The 14,499-nt window shown below is 70.4% G+C and carries 16 protein-coding genes and 1 pseudogene; 7 read left to right on the top strand and 10 right to left on the bottom strand.

The genetic code is table 11. The features are described from left to right. Nucleotides 1-140 precede the first annotated feature (140 nt). On the bottom strand, nucleotides 141-1,811 hold the full coding sequence (locus ACFT32_RS18725; protein ID WP_382490267.1) for a fumarate hydratase: 1,671 nt from the start codon (nucleotides 1,809-1,811) through the stop codon (nucleotides 141-143). A gap of 188 nt (nucleotides 1,812-1,999) precedes the next feature. Between ACFT32_RS18725 and ACFT32_RS18730 the strand changes: the two genes are divergently transcribed. Both ACFT32_RS18730 and ACFT32_RS18735 read left to right on the top strand, forming a co-directional pair. Next, complete coding sequence (locus ACFT32_RS18730; protein WP_382490269.1) at nucleotides 2,000-2,701, top strand: DUF1707 domain-containing protein; 702 nt, start codon at nucleotides 2,000-2,002, stop codon at nucleotides 2,699-2,701. A 174-nt stretch (nucleotides 2,702-2,875) separates the two neighbouring features. Beyond that, a complete protein-coding gene (locus ACFT32_RS18735; protein WP_184590908.1) occupies nucleotides 2,876-3,253 on the top strand; it encodes a WhiB family transcriptional regulator in 378 nt (125 codons plus the stop codon). 91 nt (nucleotides 3,254-3,344) lie between these two features. On the opposite strand, the gene glpX is transcribed toward ACFT32_RS18735, so the two are convergent. Further along, nucleotides 3,345-4,379, bottom strand: coding sequence for a class II fructose-bisphosphatase (gene glpX, locus ACFT32_RS18740; RefSeq protein WP_382490272.1), 1,035 nt, complete (start codon nucleotides 4,377-4,379; stop codon nucleotides 3,345-3,347). 127 nt (nucleotides 4,380-4,506) lie between these two features. Here glpX and ACFT32_RS18745 point away from each other — a divergent pair, with 127 nt between their 5' ends. Beyond that, entirely contained in the window at nucleotides 4,507-5,031 is a 525-nt protein-coding gene (locus ACFT32_RS18745; RefSeq protein WP_382490273.1) for a DUF4245 domain-containing protein, read from the top strand. Nucleotides 5,032-5,103: 72 nt separating this feature from the next. On the opposite strand, the gene ACFT32_RS18750 is transcribed toward ACFT32_RS18745, so the two are convergent. The 4 genes and pseudogenes from ACFT32_RS18750 to ACFT32_RS18765 all read right to left on the bottom strand — a co-directional run. Beyond that, nucleotides 5,104-5,694: a malonic semialdehyde reductase gene (locus ACFT32_RS18750; protein WP_184590902.1), complete on the bottom strand. Its 591-nt coding sequence runs from the start codon at nucleotides 5,692-5,694 to the stop codon at nucleotides 5,104-5,106. 144 nt (nucleotides 5,695-5,838) lie between these two features. Continuing rightward, the gene (locus tag ACFT32_RS18755) at nucleotides 5,839-6,084 is read right to left on the bottom strand and encodes an exodeoxyribonuclease VII small subunit (RefSeq protein ID WP_382490275.1); all 246 of its coding nucleotides are present in this window, start codon (nucleotides 6,082-6,084) and stop codon (nucleotides 5,839-5,841) included. 9 nt (nucleotides 6,085-6,093) lie between these two features. Continuing rightward, nucleotides 6,094-7,302, bottom strand: coding sequence for an exodeoxyribonuclease VII large subunit (gene xseA / locus ACFT32_RS18760; protein WP_382490277.1), 1,209 nt, complete (start codon nucleotides 7,300-7,302; stop codon nucleotides 6,094-6,096). Between the two features lie 59 nt (nucleotides 7,303-7,361). Continuing rightward, nucleotides 7,362-7,994: pseudogene (locus tag ACFT32_RS18765) on the bottom strand (amino acid permease); the annotation flags it as partial. Nucleotides 7,995-8,144: 150 nt separating this feature from the next. Here ACFT32_RS18765 and ACFT32_RS18770 point away from each other — a divergent pair. Continuing rightward, a complete protein-coding gene (locus ACFT32_RS18770; RefSeq protein WP_382490279.1) occupies nucleotides 8,145-9,203 on the top strand; it encodes a 4-hydroxy-3-methylbut-2-enyl diphosphate reductase in 1,059 nt (352 codons plus the stop codon). 69 nt (nucleotides 9,204-9,272) lie between these two features. Further along, a complete protein-coding gene (gene ppgK, locus ACFT32_RS18775; RefSeq protein WP_382490281.1) occupies nucleotides 9,273-10,019 on the top strand; it encodes a polyphosphate--glucose phosphotransferase in 747 nt (248 codons plus the stop codon). A gap of 12 nt (nucleotides 10,020-10,031) precedes the next feature. On the opposite strand, the gene ACFT32_RS18780 is transcribed toward ppgK, so the two are convergent. Further along, the gene (locus ACFT32_RS18780) at nucleotides 10,032-10,583 is read right to left on the bottom strand and encodes a DUF6542 domain-containing protein (RefSeq protein WP_382490283.1); all 552 of its coding nucleotides are present in this window, start codon (nucleotides 10,581-10,583) and stop codon (nucleotides 10,032-10,034) included. Between the two features lie 170 nt (nucleotides 10,584-10,753). On the opposite strand from ACFT32_RS18780, the gene ychF reads away from it, so the two are divergent. Beyond that, nucleotides 10,754-11,842 (top strand): redox-regulated ATPase YchF, encoded by a 1,089-nt coding sequence (ychF, locus tag ACFT32_RS18785; protein WP_382490285.1) that lies wholly within the window; start codon nucleotides 10,754-10,756, stop codon nucleotides 11,840-11,842. On the opposite strand, the gene ACFT32_RS18790 is transcribed toward ychF, so the two are convergent. Together ACFT32_RS18790 and ACFT32_RS18795 are read right to left on the bottom strand one after the other, a co-directional pair. Next, complete coding sequence (locus ACFT32_RS18790; protein ID WP_382490286.1) at nucleotides 11,832-12,248, bottom strand: cupin domain-containing protein; 417 nt, start codon at nucleotides 12,246-12,248, stop codon at nucleotides 11,832-11,834. The two genes, ychF and ACFT32_RS18790, sit on opposite strands and share 11 nt — an antisense overlap. Before the next feature lie 51 nt (nucleotides 12,249-12,299). After that, complete coding sequence (locus ACFT32_RS18795) at nucleotides 12,300-12,620, bottom strand: carboxymuconolactone decarboxylase family protein (RefSeq protein WP_382490287.1); 321 nt, start codon at nucleotides 12,618-12,620, stop codon at nucleotides 12,300-12,302. A gap of 152 nt (nucleotides 12,621-12,772) precedes the next feature. Between ACFT32_RS18795 and ACFT32_RS18800 the strand changes: the two genes are divergently transcribed. Next, nucleotides 12,773-13,672, top strand: coding sequence for a helix-turn-helix transcriptional regulator (locus ACFT32_RS18800; protein ID WP_382490288.1), 900 nt, complete (start codon nucleotides 12,773-12,775; stop codon nucleotides 13,670-13,672). Nucleotides 13,673-13,721: 49 nt separating this feature from the next. Here ACFT32_RS18800 and arsM read toward each other — a convergent pair whose 3' ends face one another. Next, nucleotides 13,722-14,495: an arsenite methyltransferase gene (gene arsM, locus ACFT32_RS18805; protein WP_382490290.1), complete on the bottom strand. Its 774-nt coding sequence runs from the start codon at nucleotides 14,493-14,495 to the stop codon at nucleotides 13,722-13,724. Between the last annotated feature and the right edge of the window lie 4 nt (nucleotides 14,496-14,499).

The following is a 14,499-nucleotide window of genomic DNA, read 5'->3' on the forward strand; positions in this document are numbered from 1 at the left end:
GACGCGACCACTGTTCCCCGTGGGGGCGAACCGTCACCCTTGTTCTCAGGCGAGTCCGGGGTCCCGTACCGGAATGGCGGTGACCGCCGGCGCCGGAGCCCCGGGCGGGGGCGAGACGGATCCGCGCCGCCCCCGATGCACTACGCCAGCCCTGGGCCCCGCACCGGAATGCTGGTGAAGGTCGGCGCCGGGGCCGGGTCCTGGAAGAAGTCGTTGCCCTTGTCGTCGACGACGATGAACGCCGGGAAGTCCTCGACCTCGATCTTCCAGACCGCCTCCATGCCGAGCTCCTCGTACTCGACGACCTCGACCTTCTTGATGCAGTCCTGGGCGAGGCGGGCGGCCGGGCCGCCGATGGAGCCGAGGTAGAAGCCGCCGTGGCTGCCGCAGGCGTCCGTGACCTGCTTGCTGCGGTTGCCCTTCGCCAGCATCACCTTGGAGCCGCCCGCCGCCTGGAACTGCTCCACGTAGGAGTCCATACGGCCGGCCGTCGTCGGGCCGAAGGAGCCCGACGCGTACCCCTCCGGCGTCTTCGCGGGACCCGCGTAGTACACCGGGTGGTCCTTCAGGTACTGCGGCATCTCCTCGCCCGCGTCAAGGCGCTCCTTGATCTTGGCGTGCGCGATGTCACGGGCCACGACCAGCGGGCCGGTCAGCGAGAGCCGGGTCTTGACCGGGTACTTCGTGAGCTCGGCCAGGATCTCGTCCATCGGCTGGTTCAGGTCGATCTTGACGACGTCGGAGGACTCGTCGAGCTGCTCGTCCGTCGTCTCCGGCAGGAACCGCGCCGGGTCCTTCTCCAGCTGCTCCAGGAAGACGCCCTCGGCCGTGATCTGCGCGACGGCCTGGCGGTCGGCGGAGCAGGACACCGCGATGGCGACCGGGCAGGACGCCCCGTGCCGCGGCAGCCGCACCACGCGCACGTCGTGGCAGAAGTACTTGCCGCCGAACTGCGCCCCGATCCCGATCTTCTGCGTCAGCTCGAAGACCTTCTGCTCCAGGTCCTCGTCCCGGAAGCCGTGCCCGAGCTCCGAGCCCTCCGAGGGGATCTCGTCCAGGTAGTGCGCGGAGGCGTACTTCGCCGTCTTCAGCGCGTACTCGGCGGACGTACCGCCGACCACGATCGCCAGGTGGTACGGCGGGCAGGCGGCCGTCCCCAGCGAGCGGATCTTCTCCTCCAGGAACTTCATCATGGAGGCCTCGTTCAGAACGGCCTTCGTCTCCTGGTACAGGAACGACTTGTTGGCCGAGCCGCCGCCCTTGGCCATGAAGAGGAACTTGTAGGCGCCCCCGTCGGTCGCGTACAGCTCGATCTGCGCCGGGAGGTTGGAGCCCGTGTTCTTCTCGTCCCACATGGTCAGCGGGGCCATCTGCGAGTACCGCAGGTTGAGGTTCTGGTACGCGTCGTAGATGCCGCGCGACAGGGCCGCCTCGTCGCCGCCCTCCGTGAGCACGTTCTGCCCGCGCTTGCCCATGACGATCGCCGTGCCGGTGTCCTGGCACATGGGGAGGACGCCCGCGGCCGCGATGTTCGCGTTCTTCAGCAGGTCCAGCGCCACGAACTTGTCGTTGCCGGACGCCTCCGGGTCGTCGATGATGCGGCGCAGCTGCGTGAGGTGGGCCGGGCGCAGGTAGTGCTGGATGTCGTGGATCGCCTCCTCGGCGAGCTTGCGCAGCGCCTGAGGCTCCACCTTGAGGAAGGTCCGCCCGTCCGGCCCCTCGACCGTGGAGACACCCTCGGAGGTCACCAGCCGGTACGGCGTGGTGTCCTCCCCTTGGGGGAGCAGATCGGTGTACGCGAACTCAGGCATCTCGCCCATTCCTCACTCGACAGACGCGACCCGCCTCCTTTGGCGAGCGCCCACCAGCGTAGAACCTGCCTCCGACAGCGAGCTTGTGAGGTAAGGCTCAGTTCGTCACGGTCGGGTCGTGGTCAGGGGCTCGCAAAGGACAGGGGCGAGGGGTGTCGCGATCTATCGCGTTTCGGTATGCTGCTGCCGTGGACCTTCAGAAGCAGGACCTTCAGAAGCAGGCCGCGCCCGCCGGCTCCGAGTTCCGTGCCTCCGACGCGGAGCGCGACCGCATCGCCGACATCCTGCACGACGCCCTCGCCGAGGGCCGTCTCACCGCGGACGAGCACGCCGAGCGTGTCGACGGGGTGCTGCGCGCCAAGACGGTCGGCGAGCTGGAGGTGTTCATACGGGACCTGCCCGCCGCCCACCGCCGGGGCCCGGCAGCGTCCCCCGCCCCCGCCCCGTACCGCCCCACCGCCGGCGCCATCCCGATGGACCCCGACGACAACGTGGTCGCGGTCTTCAGCGGCGCCGTCCGCAAGGGCCGCTGGCGCGCGGGCCGCCGTATCCACGCGTACGCGATCTTCGGCAGTGTCGAGATAGACCTCAGCGAGGCCCTCTTCGACCACCAGCAGGTCGTGATCAAGTCGTTCGCGGTCTTCGGCAGCGTCGACATCCGTGTCCCGGAGAATGTGTCGCTGCGCGGCATGGGCGGCGGCGTGCTCGGCAGCTTCGAGGTGGACACCCTCGACTCGGACGACCCGGAGGCCCCCGTCGTCTACGTGGACGGCTGGGCCGTCCTGGGCAGCGTCGAGGCGCGACCCAAGCGCGGCAAGTTCGTCGCGGACATCCTGGACCGGGTGCAGCGCAAGGTCGACAAGAGTTTGCGCAAGCACCTGGATCATTGACAGTCGCGAATCCGCCCCGGGTTCGGAGCAAATCGGGGCACCCCTGGCACGGCCCCACGGACCCTGCGAACGGGGCGAAACCAGCGGTTCGGAACTCAGTGCATAGGCGCGCGTACAGCGGGTAGGCCTTGCTGCATCGTCTCTCGCTCGCGAAGCCGTCGTCAGGAGTAGACCGTGCTGCAACCGCCGCATTCGTCCCTGCAGGTAGCTGCCGTTCCGGCCCCGCGGGTGCCAGCGCGAGACAGGGATCAAGACGCCCCGTGGCACACCGAGGCAGTGTGCCGGCGGGATGAAGCGGGCCTGTTCTTCGCTCCCTCCAAGGAGCCCACCGCGGCCCGGCTCTCCCGCGAGGAGGCGGCGAAGCGGGTCTGCGCCCGCTGTCCGGTGATGGTCGAATGCCGCGAACACGCCCTGCTCCAGCCCGAGCCGTACGGCGTCTGGGGCGGCCTCACCGCCGCGGAACGCCGCGTGGTCCTGGCCCGGCGGCGCCGTCGCGACCTTGAGCTGAAGAAGGCGGCCCGCTCGTCGGACCGCATAGCCGCGGCAGGCTGAGCGACAGCGGAAGAGGGCGCCCCCACCGCACCGGGGGCGCCCTCTTTTTCAGCGGATCCCTCGAGGTAGGCGGATCCTTCGGGGCGTGGGGCTACTTCCCCTTGTCGAAGTCGATCGCGCTGTACGCCCGCAGCTTGCTCAGCCGGTGCTCGGAATCGATTCTGCGGACCGTGCCGGACCGCGACCGCATCACGATCGAGTCGGTCGTGGCGGTCTCCGCCCGGTAGCGAACCCCCCGCAGCAGCTCCCCGTCCGTGATCCCGGTCGCCACGAAGAACACGTTCTCGCCGGTGACCAGATCCTCGGTGGTCAGCACCCGGTCCAGATCGTGCCCGGCGTCGAGCGCCCGCTGCCGCTCCTCGTCGTCCTTGGGCCACAGCTTGCCCTGGATCGTGCCGCCCAGGCACTTCACCGCGCAGGCCGAGATGATGCCCTCCGGCGTACCGCCGATGCCGAGCAGCAGGTCGACGCCCGTGCCCTCGCGCAGGGCCAGGATCGAGCCGGCCACGTCGCCGTCGGAGATCAGCCTGATCCGCGCACCGGCCTCACGGATCTCCTTGATGATGCCCTCGTGCCGCGGCCGGTCCAGGATCACCACCGTCACGTCCTCGGGCGCGGACCGCTTGGCCTTGGCGACGCGGCGGATGTTCACCGATACCGGCGCGTTGATGTCGACGAAGTCGGCCGCCTCGGGGCCGGTGACGAGCTTGTCCATGTAGAAGACCGCCGACGGGTCGAACATGGAGCCGCGCTCGGCAGCGGCCAGCACCGCGATCGCGTTCGTCATGCCCTTCGCGGTAAGCGTGGTGCCGTCGATCGGGTCCACGGCGATGTCGCACTCGGGCCCGGTCCCGTCCCCGACGCGCTCCCCGTTGAACAGCATGGGGGCTTCGTCCTTCTCGCCCTCGCCGATGACGACGACGCCGTTCATCGAGACGGTGGAGACGAGGGTCCGCATGGCGCGCACCGCGGCACCGTCGGCGCCGTTCTTGTCACCGCGCCCCACCCAACGGCCCGCGGCCATCGCCGCCGCCTCGGTCACCCGGACCAGTTCCAGGGCGAGGTTGCGGTCGGGGGCCTCGGAGGGCACATCAAGTTCGGACGGCAAGTGATGATGCTCGGTCATCGGAGCGCACCTTTCTGTACGACGACGGCCGGATGAGGGCTTTGTCGCCCGACTCTATCTCCGAGTGCGCAAAATGAGCAGGGGCCCCCACGGATGAGCGCTCCGGAGACCTGCGACGATAGGGGGCGTGGCAGGCACGAACGGCAAGCAGAAAACGGCGCGGGACATGATCCTCTCGATGGGCGTCATCGTCCTCGTGGCGGGCTTCGTGTACCTCTTCATCCCGCACGACGACACCCCGCCCGACACCAAGGTGGTCGACTACCGGGTCGAACTGCTGACGGCACGCCGCGCCGCTCCGTACCCCGTGGCCGCGCCCGAGGGCCTGGCCGATGCATGGAAGGCCACCTCCGTCCGCTACCGGGGTGACGACTTCGACACCTGGCACCTCGGTTTCCATGATCCCGAGGGGGAGTACGTGGCGGTCGAGCAGTCCACTCAGCGGCGCCCGGTCTTCCTCGACGAGGCGACCCAGGGCGCACGGGAGACCGAGCAGACCGAGAAGATCGCCGGCCGGACGTGGACCCGCTACGAGGGCGGCCGGTACGACGCGCTGGTCCTCGAGGGCGCCAAGGGCTCCACGACCGTCGTGACGGGCACCGCGTCGTTCGCGCAGCTGTCGAAGATGGCGGAGTCGCTGCGGACCAAGTGAGCCGCGTACCCGCGTAGGCACGGCGAAGGCCCCCGGCGGAGTGCCGGGGGCCTTGTCCGTGGTCGGGAGGGCTCAGACCGTGGTGACGACCTGGTCGAACTCCAGGCGCGGGGAGCGCGGGTACCAGGCGTCCGGGCCCGGACGGCCGATGTTGACGATCATCAGCGGGGTGTGGTCGTCGTCCAGGAACTCCTTGCGCACGCCCTCGAAGTCGAAGCCGGTCATCGGGCCGGCGGCGAGACCGGCGGCGCGGACGCCGACGATGAAGTACGCGGCCTGGAGGGCGGCGTTCAGCCCGGCGGCGTTCTCGCGGACCGGGCGCTCGGTGAAGAAGACGTCCTTGATCTGCGGCGCGGCGGGGAAGAGGTGCGGCAGCTCCTCGTGGAACTCGTTGTCCGCGGAGAGGATCGCGACCAGCGGGGCGCCCGCCGTCTTGGCGCGGTTGCCCTCGGCCAGGTGCGGCACGAGGCGCTCACGGGCCTCGGGGGAGCGGACCAGCGTGATGCGCAGCGGGGTCTGGTTGAAGGCCGTCGGACCGTACTTGACCAGGTCGTAGATCGCCTGCACCTGCTCATCGGTCACCGGCTCGTCGGTGAAGGCGTTGGCGGTGCGGGCCTCACGGAACAGCAGGTCCTGGGCGGCGGGGTCAAGAACGAGGGACATGGATGCACTTTCTCGCGACGGTCGGTCCGGAAGATCGGCTGACGTCTTCGACCGTACGCCAGTGAAGTTCAACGTTCAACTAACCTGAGGGTGTCGTGTGTCACCCCGCACCCCGCACCCCGCATCCAGCGGCCGAGGCCCGGTCTACTCGGTGTCCTCGTCCTCCGTGGCCTCCTCGGCCAGCGCCGCGTCCAGCCGCGCCCGCGCCCCGTCCAGCCAGCGCCGGCAGACCTTGGCCAGCTCCTCGCCGCGCTCCCAGAGCGCGAGGGACTCCTCCAGCGTCGTACCGCCCGCCTCCAGGCGCCGGACGACCTCGATCAGTTCGTCCCGTGCCTGCTCGTACCCGAGCGCCTCGGTCATGTCCGGCGCCTCATCAACCTCGCTGGTCATCCACCCACCCTATGTGTCCACTCGTACGGAGAACTCGCCCTCGGAGACCCGGGCGCGCAGCGTCTCGCCGGCCTCCACCTCGCCGGGGTCGCGGACGGCGTGCCCGTCCGCCTTCTGCAGCACGGCGTACCCGCGCTTCAGGGTCGCGGCGGGGGAGAGGGCCACCACGCGCGCGTGCGTGTGCGTCAGCTCCGAGTCGGCCCGGTCGAGCTGGTGCCGCAGACAGCGCCGGCCCCGGTCGAGCAGGTCCGCGACATGGTCGGCGCGCTCGTCGATCATCCGGTGCGGGTCCTCTATCGACGGCCGCGCGAGGGCGTGGGCCAGGCCACGCTCCTCCCGTTCGACCAGCGCCGCCACGCACCGCCGCGCCCGGTCCCGCAGCAGCCGCACCCGCTCGTACTCCTCGCCGACGTCCGGTACGACCTTCTTGGCCGCGTCGGTCGGGGTGGAGGCGCGCAGGTCGGCGACATGGTCGAGAAGCGGGTTGTCGGGCTCGTGCCCGATCGCGGACACCACGGGCGTACGGCACTGGGAGACCGTCCGGATCAGCTGCTCGTCGGAGAACGGCAGCAGGTCCTCCACACTGCCGCCGCCCCGCGCGACGATGATCACGTCCACGTCCTCGATCGCGTCGAGCTCCTTCACGGCCTGCACGACCTGCGGAACGGCGTGCACGCCCTGCACGGCGACGTTGCGCACCTCGAAGCGGACGGCGGGCCAGCGGTGCCGGGCGTTCTCCAGGACGTCACGCTCGGCGGCCGAGGCCCGTCCGCAGACCAGCCCCACGAGCTGCGGCAGGAACGGCAGCGGCTTCTTCCGCTCCGGCGCGAACAGCCCCTCGCGCGCGAGGGCCTTCTTCAGCTGCTCCAGACGCGCGAGCAGCTCACCGACGCCGACGGGCCTTATCTCGGCGGCCCGCAGCGACAGCTGCCCCCGCGGGGCGTACCACTCCGGCTTGGCGAGGACGACGACCCGGGCGCCCTCACTCACCACATCCGCGACGGCGTCGAACACCTGCCGGTAGCAGGTGACGCCGACGGAGATGTCGTACGACGGGTCACGCAGCGTCAGGAACACCACACCGGCGCCCGGCCGCCGCGACAACTGAGTGATCTGCCCCTCGACCCACACGGCCCCGAGCCGGTCGATCCATCCCCCGATGAGCCGCGACACCTCACCGACGGGGAGCGGGGATTCCGCGGACGTGTTCACAGCCATGCCCGCGAGAGTAGTGGGCGCCGCTGACAACGCCGCTCAACCGCTCGGTGAGGTGTTCTTCACGCACCCGGCGAGGACGGCGCGTCCCGCCGGCCGCCCTGCACCGCCGGCACCACCAGCCCGAGCGCCAGCCACACCGCCCCGACGACCTGCGCGGTCTCCGACGCCTCCACGATCACGGCGACGGTGATCGCCGCTCCCGCCACCGGCACCAGGACGTGCCGCCACCAGCTCACGGGCCCTCCCCGGCGCCGTACCGCGAACCAGCCCACCACGCTCGCGTGCAGCAGCGTGAAAGCGGTCAGCGCGCCGACATCGACCACCCACACCAGGTGGTCCATGCCGTCGTCCCGCCGTGCCGCCCACACCGCCGCCACCAGCGTGACCACGGCCGCGCACAGCAAGGCCACCCGGGGCACCCCGGCGTCCGTCCGCGACAGGACCCGCGGCAGCCGCCGGTCGCGCCCCATCGCGAACAGCAGCCGCCCCGCCGCGGCCTGCCCGGCCAGCGCGGCGAACGCGGCACCGATCGCCTTGCTCACCGCGACCAGGTCGTGCAGCCAGGTGCCGACCGAGGCGTCCACGGCGTCGTAGAACGCCGACCCCTGCCGTCCCGGCTCCGCAGCCAGCCGCGCCGACGACACCGGCTCCAGCAGCGCCACCAGGTACGTCTGCGCCGCAGCGTGTGTTCCCCGCCGGCCGCGGGGGCCGCCGCCGTCCCGGTCTCCGGCATCGTGTCCCCTCCGCTGCCCCTCCGCCCGCGTCACTCAGCTCGCGCCCTGTCAGTCTTCCCGGGGACTCCGCGCGGACGCGATCTTTGACCCGCCGAACGCGGCCTTACGATGGGAGGCATGTCTGCTTCGCCTGGCCGCCGTGTCCTGCTCGCCGCCCCCCGTGGCTACTGCGCGGGTGTGGACCGCGCCGTCATCGCCGTCGAGAAAGCGCTGGAGCAGTACGGGGCTCCGGTCTACGTCCGGCATGAGATCGTCCACAACAAGTACGTCGTGCAGACCCTGGAGAAGAAGGGCGCGATCTTCGTCGAGCAGACGGAGGAAGTGCCCCCGGGGAACATCGTCATGTTCTCCGCCCACGGCGTTGCCCCTGTCGTCCACGAGGAGGCCGAGCGCGGCCGCCTCGCCACCATCGACGCCACCTGCCCCCTGGTCACCAAGGTCCACAAGGAAGCCGTCCGCTTCGCCAACGACGACTACGACATCCTCCTGATCGGCCACGAGGGCCACGAGGAGGTCATCGGCACCTCCGGCGAGGCCCCCGACCACATCCAGCTCGTCGACGGGCCGAGCGATGTCGCGAAGGTCGAGGTCCGCGACCCGTCCAAGGTCGTCTGGCTCTCCCAGACCACGCTGTCCGTCGACGAGACCATGGAGACCGTCGACGCGCTGCAGGAGAAGTTCCCGCAGCTCATCTCCCCGCCCAGCGACGACATCTGCTACGCCACGCAGAACCGTCAGCTGGCCGTGAAGCAGATGGGCGCCGAGTCGGAGCTGGTGATCGTCGTCGGCTCCCGCAACTCCTCCAACTCCGTGCGGCTCGTGGAGGTCGCCAAGAACGCCGGTGCGCGCGAGGCGTACCTCGTGGACTTCGCCGACGAGATCGACGAGTCCTGGCTGGAGGGCGTCTCCACGGTCGGTGTCACCTCGGGTGCCTCCGTCCCGGAGGTCCTGGTCGAGCAGGTCCTGGAGTGGCTCTCGCAGCGCGGCTTCGAGGACGTCGAGCTCGTCAAGGCGGCCGAGGAGTCCATCACGTTCTCCCTGCCGAAGGAGCTGCGCCGCGACCTGCGCGAGGAGGCGGCGACGCTGGCCGCCGAGCGCGGCGGGGCGGGTGCGGGCGAGGCCGGAAGCGAGACCGGGGCCGGGACCGGTGAAAATTCCGGGGAGTGATCGCGAACGGGCCGGGCAGCGACCGCCGTCCGGCCTGTGACTGTCAGTCGTTCGTCGTAACGTAGGGCCATGCAGATCTTCGGTGTGGACATCGGCGGTTCCGGGATCAAGGGCGCCCCGGTGGACCTGGACAAGGGTGACCTGGCGCAGGAGCGCCACAAGGTCCTCACCCCGCACCCGGCCACGCCCGACGGGGTGGCCGACGGCGTCAAGGAGGTCGTCGACCACTTCGGCTGGACGGGGCCGATCGGGGTCACCTTCCCCGGCGTGGTCACCGACGGGGCCGTGATCCGTACGGCGGCCAACGTCGACGACAGCTGGATCGACACCGACGCCCGCGCGCTGCTCGGCCAGCGGCTGGGCGGCCTGCCGGTGACGGTGGTGAACGACGCGGACGCGGCGGGCATCGCCGAGATGCACTTCGGCGCCGGCCGCGGCCGCCACGGCACGGTGATCGTGCTCACTCTCGGCACGGGCATCGGCAGCGCGCTCTTCGTCGACGGCGTCCTCGTCCCCAACACCGAGCTCGGCCATCTGGAGCTGGACGGGCACGACGCGGAGAAGCGGGCCTCCAGCAAGGCCCGGGAGGACCACGACATGACGTGGGAGCACTGGGCGTCGCACCGCGTGCGCAAGTACCTCGCCCACGTCGAGATGCTGTTCTCGCCGGAGCTGTTCATCATCGGCGGCGGCGTCAGCCGCAAGTCCCACAAGTTCCTGCCCCACATCGAGGGCATCAAGGCGGAGATCGTCCCGGCACAGCTGCAGAACAACGCGGGGATCGTGGGGGCTGCGATGAGGGCGGCCGGGCACTAGGCCCGGCAGGTGTCACACCGGCGGACGGGGCCCTGTAGCCGCCGTCCGTCGCCGGTGCACCAGCCGGATCCGCCGGACGATGACGATGAGCCCGGCGACGAGCGTCCCCCCGTACAGCCACCCGGCCTGCGTGGCGAGCGCTGTCACCAGTCCCATCAGCCTGCCGCCGGTCCCTCCGTCGCCGCCGGCCATCGGCAGCAGCCCGACGGCGAACGCGATCGGCACCACGACGGGCGCGATCATCAGATCCCCCCGCCGCACCCAGACGGCGGTCAGCACGCACACCGGCACGAACAGCACGCCGTACGCCGTCAGCGACGCCCCGAACAGCAGTGAGCACAGCCCGCCGAGCAGGAACATCACCACTCCGCAGAACAATCCGCTGCCCAGCCCGGTCAGCCGGGGATTCGGCAGCCGTCCCGCACTGGGCGCCGCCGAAGCGGGCGCGGTCCGCCGTACCGCCGCCTCACTCTCCGCCCCCCGTTTCGCCTGGGGCGGCAGGGACGACCTCGGCCGGTCGCGTCGCGGTCCGTACCGGGCAGGTCGCGTCCTGTATTGCTCCACTGCACCAACGTAGGTCGTTTAATGTGCCGAATCGCCCCTCAGACACGCCGTGGGCCGGGGCTTGGCCAAGCGTTCGACAGGTCGCCGGGCCGGTTGCGGGTACGCCGTAGACTGGTGGATCGGCCGGTCCCCTGGCCCCCTGGCCCTCTCCACTCACGGGAAGTCGCAACGTGTCGCTCACGATCGGAATCGTCGGTCTGCCGAATGTCGGCAAGTCGACCCTGTTCAACGCCCTGACCAAGAACGACGTGCTGGCGGCCAACTACCCGTTCGCCACCATCGAGCCGAACGTGGGCGTCGTCGGCGTCCCCGACCCGCGGCTCGGCAAGCTGGCCGAGATCTTCAAGTCGGAGAAGGTCCTCCCGGCCACGGTCGACTTCGTCGACATCGCGGGCATCGTGCGCGGCGCGTCCGAGGGTGAGGGCCTGGGCAACAAGTTCCTGGCGAACATCCGCGAGTCGGACGCGATCTGCCAGGTCATCCGTGCCTTCGCGGACGAGAACGTCGTGCACGTGGACGGCAAGGTCTCGCCCAAGGACGACATCGAGACGATCAACACCGAGCTGATCCTCGCGGACCTCCAGACCATCGAGAAGGTCCTCCCGCGCCTCCAGAAGGAGTCGCGCATCAAGAAGGACATCGCCCCGAAGGTCAAGGCCGTCGAGGAGGCCAAGGAGATCCTGGAGAAGGGCGACACGCTCTTCGCGCACGGGATCGTCCAGGGCAGCGAGCGCAACGAGCTGCTCCACGACCTGCACCTGCTGACCACCAAGCCGTTCCTCTACGTCTTCAACGTCGACGAGGACGAACTGGTCGACGAGGAGTTCAAGAACGAGCAGCGGGCCCTGGTCGCCCCCGCCGAGGCGATCTTCCTCAACGCCAAGCTGGAGGCGGACCTCGCCGAGCTCGACGAGGACGAGGCCCTCGAACTCCTCCAGTCCGTCGGCCAGGACGAGCCCGGCCTCGCCACCCTCGCCCACGTCGGCTTCAACACCCTCGGCCTCCAGACCTACCTCACGGCCGGCCCCAAGGAATCCCGCGCCTGGACCATCAAGAAGGGCGCCACGGCCCCCGAGGCGGCCGGCGTCATCCACACCGACTTCCAGAAGGGCTTCATCAAGGCGGAGGTCATCTCCTTCGACGACCTGGTGGAGACGGGCTCGGTGGCGGAGGCCCGCGCGAAGGGCAAGGCGCGCATGGAGGGCAAGGAGTATGTGATGCAGGACGGGGATGTGGTGGAGTTCCGCTTCAACGTGTGAGCCCGGCGGCGAGGGCCGCCGCGTACTGCTCGTTCGTCACCGGCTCCAGCCAGGTCGTGCCGTCGCCCGAGGGGGTGCCGACGACCAGGGCGATGTGAGCCAGGAGGTTGGTGTCGGTGGCGCCGTGCCAGTGCTCTTCGTTCGGAGGGCACTTGACGGTTTCGCCGGCGGTGACGCGGATGACGTTGCCGTCTCGGGTGCCGACCAGGCCGACGCCGTCGGTGATGTGCAGGACCTGACCCAGGGCATGGGAGTGCCAGTTGGTGCGGGCGCCCGGGGTGAAGCGGACCAGGGCGGCGGCCAGGCGGGCCGGTTCGGCGGGGGTCTCGATCATGTTGAGGTAGACGTCGCCGGTGAAGCGCTCGGCCGGGGCCTTGAGGGTGGGGGTGTCGGTGATGTGTTCCATGGTTCGCTCCTGTCGTCAGGCGTCTCGTCAGGCGTCTCGTCAGGCGTCTCGTCAGACGTCTCGCTCGTCGGTGATCTGCTTGAGCCGGGTGATCGCGGTCATGGCGTTGGGCCAGCCCGCGTAGAAGGCCAGGTGCGTGATCGCCTCGGACAACTCCTCCGTACTCAGGCCGTTGTCCAGGGCCACACCGAGGTGGTAGCCGAGCTGCTCGCCGCGGTACAGGGCGGCCAGCACGCTCACGGTCACCAGGCTGCGGTCGCGCGGGGAGAGCCCGGGCCGCTCCCAGACGTCACCGAACAACACCTCGTCGGTGACCTCGACGAGCTTGGGCGCGATCCCGGCCAGCTCCTGGGGTGCGGACTGCTTCGGCATCAGAACTGCTCCTTGATCAAGACGGACTGTGCGGGTTTCGATCCGCCGCCGATATCGAGGAAAACGCAGTCCGGGGTGGTGGAGAAGGGGCTGCCGTTACAGGTACTGGCAGGGCCCCCCAGCCGTGGGACGTCCGGCCTAGCCTGGAATGTGTGAGTACCGAGAGCGACGTCCGCGAGTTTCTGAGATCCCGCCGGGCCAAGATCACACCGCGACAGGCGGGGCTGCCCGCCTACGGGGGCAATCGGCGGGTGCCGGGACTGCGCCGGGAAGAGGTCGCGCTGCTCGCCGGCGTCAGCATCGACTACTACGTCCGCCTCGAACGCGGTCACCTCGGCGGTGCCTCCGAAGAGGTCCTGGACGCCGTGGCGAAGGCTCTCCAGCTCGACGACGCCGAGCGCGCCCATCTGTTCGACCTGGCCCGCGCCGCCGCCAAGCGCCCTGCCCGCCGCCAGGGACGTGCCCGCGGCCCTCTGCCGGACAGTGTCCTGCGCGTCCTGGCGTCGATGACCGACTCCCCGGCCTTCATCCGCAACGGCCGCCTGGACATCCTCGCGACCAACCACCTCGGCCGGGCCCTGTACTCCCCGCTGTTCCCCGACCGCACCGCCCGGACGGTCAACATCGCCCGGTTCCAGTTCCTCGACGCCCGTGGCCGCGACTTCTTTCCCGACTGGGAGGAGTCCTTGCACACCACCGTCTCCCTGCTGCGGACCGAGGCCGGACGCGCCCCTCACGACACCGAGCTGACCGGCCTGATCGGCGAGCTCGTCACCCGCAGCGAGGAGTTCCGCACCGCCTGGGCCAGGCACAACGTGCGCCTGCACCACACCGGCCGCAAGTCCTTCCGGCACCCCGAGGTCGGTGTCCTCACCCTCGACTTCGACGCCATGGAACTGCCCGCCCAGCCCGGCCTCACCCTCACCGCCTACAGCGCGGCACCCGGCTCCGCCGACCACGACGCCCTCCAGCTGCTCGCCGCGTGGGCCGCCACCGAGGAGGCGCCGGTCACAGGCGACCCCGCTGCCGCCCCCGATCGGCGACAGGACTGAGCACGCCGGACCGCGTGCGGCACCGGCCGGTCAGCGCCGCACCGGCCCGTCAGCGCGGCTTGGTCGCGCGGACGATCGCCGAGTGCATGCCGTCGGCCACCGCGTGGGTCGGGGTGATCTCCACGTCGGTGAATCCGGCGGCCTCCAGGCCCCGCCGGTACTCGGCGAAGGACAGCGCGCCGGCGATGCAGCCGGCGTAGTCACCGCGCTCGGCACGCTGGGCGGGGGCGAGGGCGTCGTCGGCGATGACGTCGGAGACGCCGATCCGGCCGCCGGGCCTCAGTACGCGGAACGTCTCGGCGAACACGGCCGGCTTGTCGGTGGACAGGTTGATCACGCAGTTGGAGATGACCACGTCGATCGTGTTCGCGGGCAGCGGGACGGCCTCGATGGTGCCCTTGAGGAACTCGACGTTCGTCGCGCCCGCCTTCTCGGCGTTGGCCAGGGCGAGTTCGAGCATCTCGTCGGTCATGTCCAGTCCGTACGCCTTGCCGGCCGGGCCGACGCGACGTGCGGAGAGCAGGACGTCGATGCCGCCGCCGGAGCCGAGGTCGAGCACGCGCTCACCGGTGCGGAGGTCGGCGACGGCGGTGGGGTTGCCGCAGCCGAGGGAGGCGGCGACCGCTTCGGCGGGCAGGGCGTCGCGCTCGTCGGCGGCGTAGAGGGTGGAACCGAAGTTCTCGTCGACCTCGACCGGCTCGGGGCCGCAGCAGCCGGTGCCGCCCATGGTGACCGACACGGCTGCCTCCGCGTATCGGCGGCGGACGGTTTCGCGCAGGTCGGTGGAGTACTCGCTGGAGTACTCGATGGAGTGTTCGCTCATGACA

The sequence above is a fragment of the Streptomyces sp. NPDC057002 genome, from assembly GCF_042673825.1.
In the GTDB taxonomy this organism is placed as follows: Bacteria; Actinomycetota; Actinomycetes; order Streptomycetales; family Streptomycetaceae; genus Streptomyces.

Coding starts and splice junctions, on each gene's coding strand:
- ACFT32_RS18725 (WP_382490267.1), bottom strand. CDS start 1,811: ATGCCTGAGTTCGCGTACACCGATCTGCTCCCCCAAGGGGAGGACACC.
- glpX (WP_382490272.1), bottom strand. CDS start 4,379: ATGACCGAGCATCATCACTTGCCGTCCGAACTTGATGTGCCCTCCGAG.
- ACFT32_RS18750 (WP_184590902.1), bottom strand. CDS start 5,694: ATGTCCCTCGTTCTTGACCCCGCCGCCCAGGACCTGCTGTTCCGTGAG.
- ACFT32_RS18755 (WP_382490275.1), bottom strand. CDS start 6,084: ATGACCAGCGAGGTTGATGAGGCGCCGGACATGACCGAGGCGCTCGGG.
- xseA (WP_382490277.1), bottom strand. CDS start 7,302: ATGGCTGTGAACACGTCCGCGGAATCCCCGCTCCCCGTCGGTGAGGTG.
- ACFT32_RS18770 (WP_382490279.1), top strand. CDS start 8,145: ATGGGAGGCATGTCTGCTTCGCCTGGCCGCCGTGTCCTGCTCGCCGCC.
- ppgK (WP_382490281.1), top strand. CDS start 9,273: ATGCAGATCTTCGGTGTGGACATCGGCGGTTCCGGGATCAAGGGCGCC.
- ACFT32_RS18790 (WP_382490286.1), bottom strand. CDS start 12,248: ATGGAACACATCACCGACACCCCCACCCTCAAGGCCCCGGCCGAGCGC.
- ACFT32_RS18795 (WP_382490287.1), bottom strand. CDS start 12,620: ATGCCGAAGCAGTCCGCACCCCAGGAGCTGGCCGGGATCGCGCCCAAG.
- arsM (WP_382490290.1), bottom strand. CDS start 14,495: ATGAGCGAACACTCCATCGAGTACTCCAGCGAGTACTCCACCGACCTG.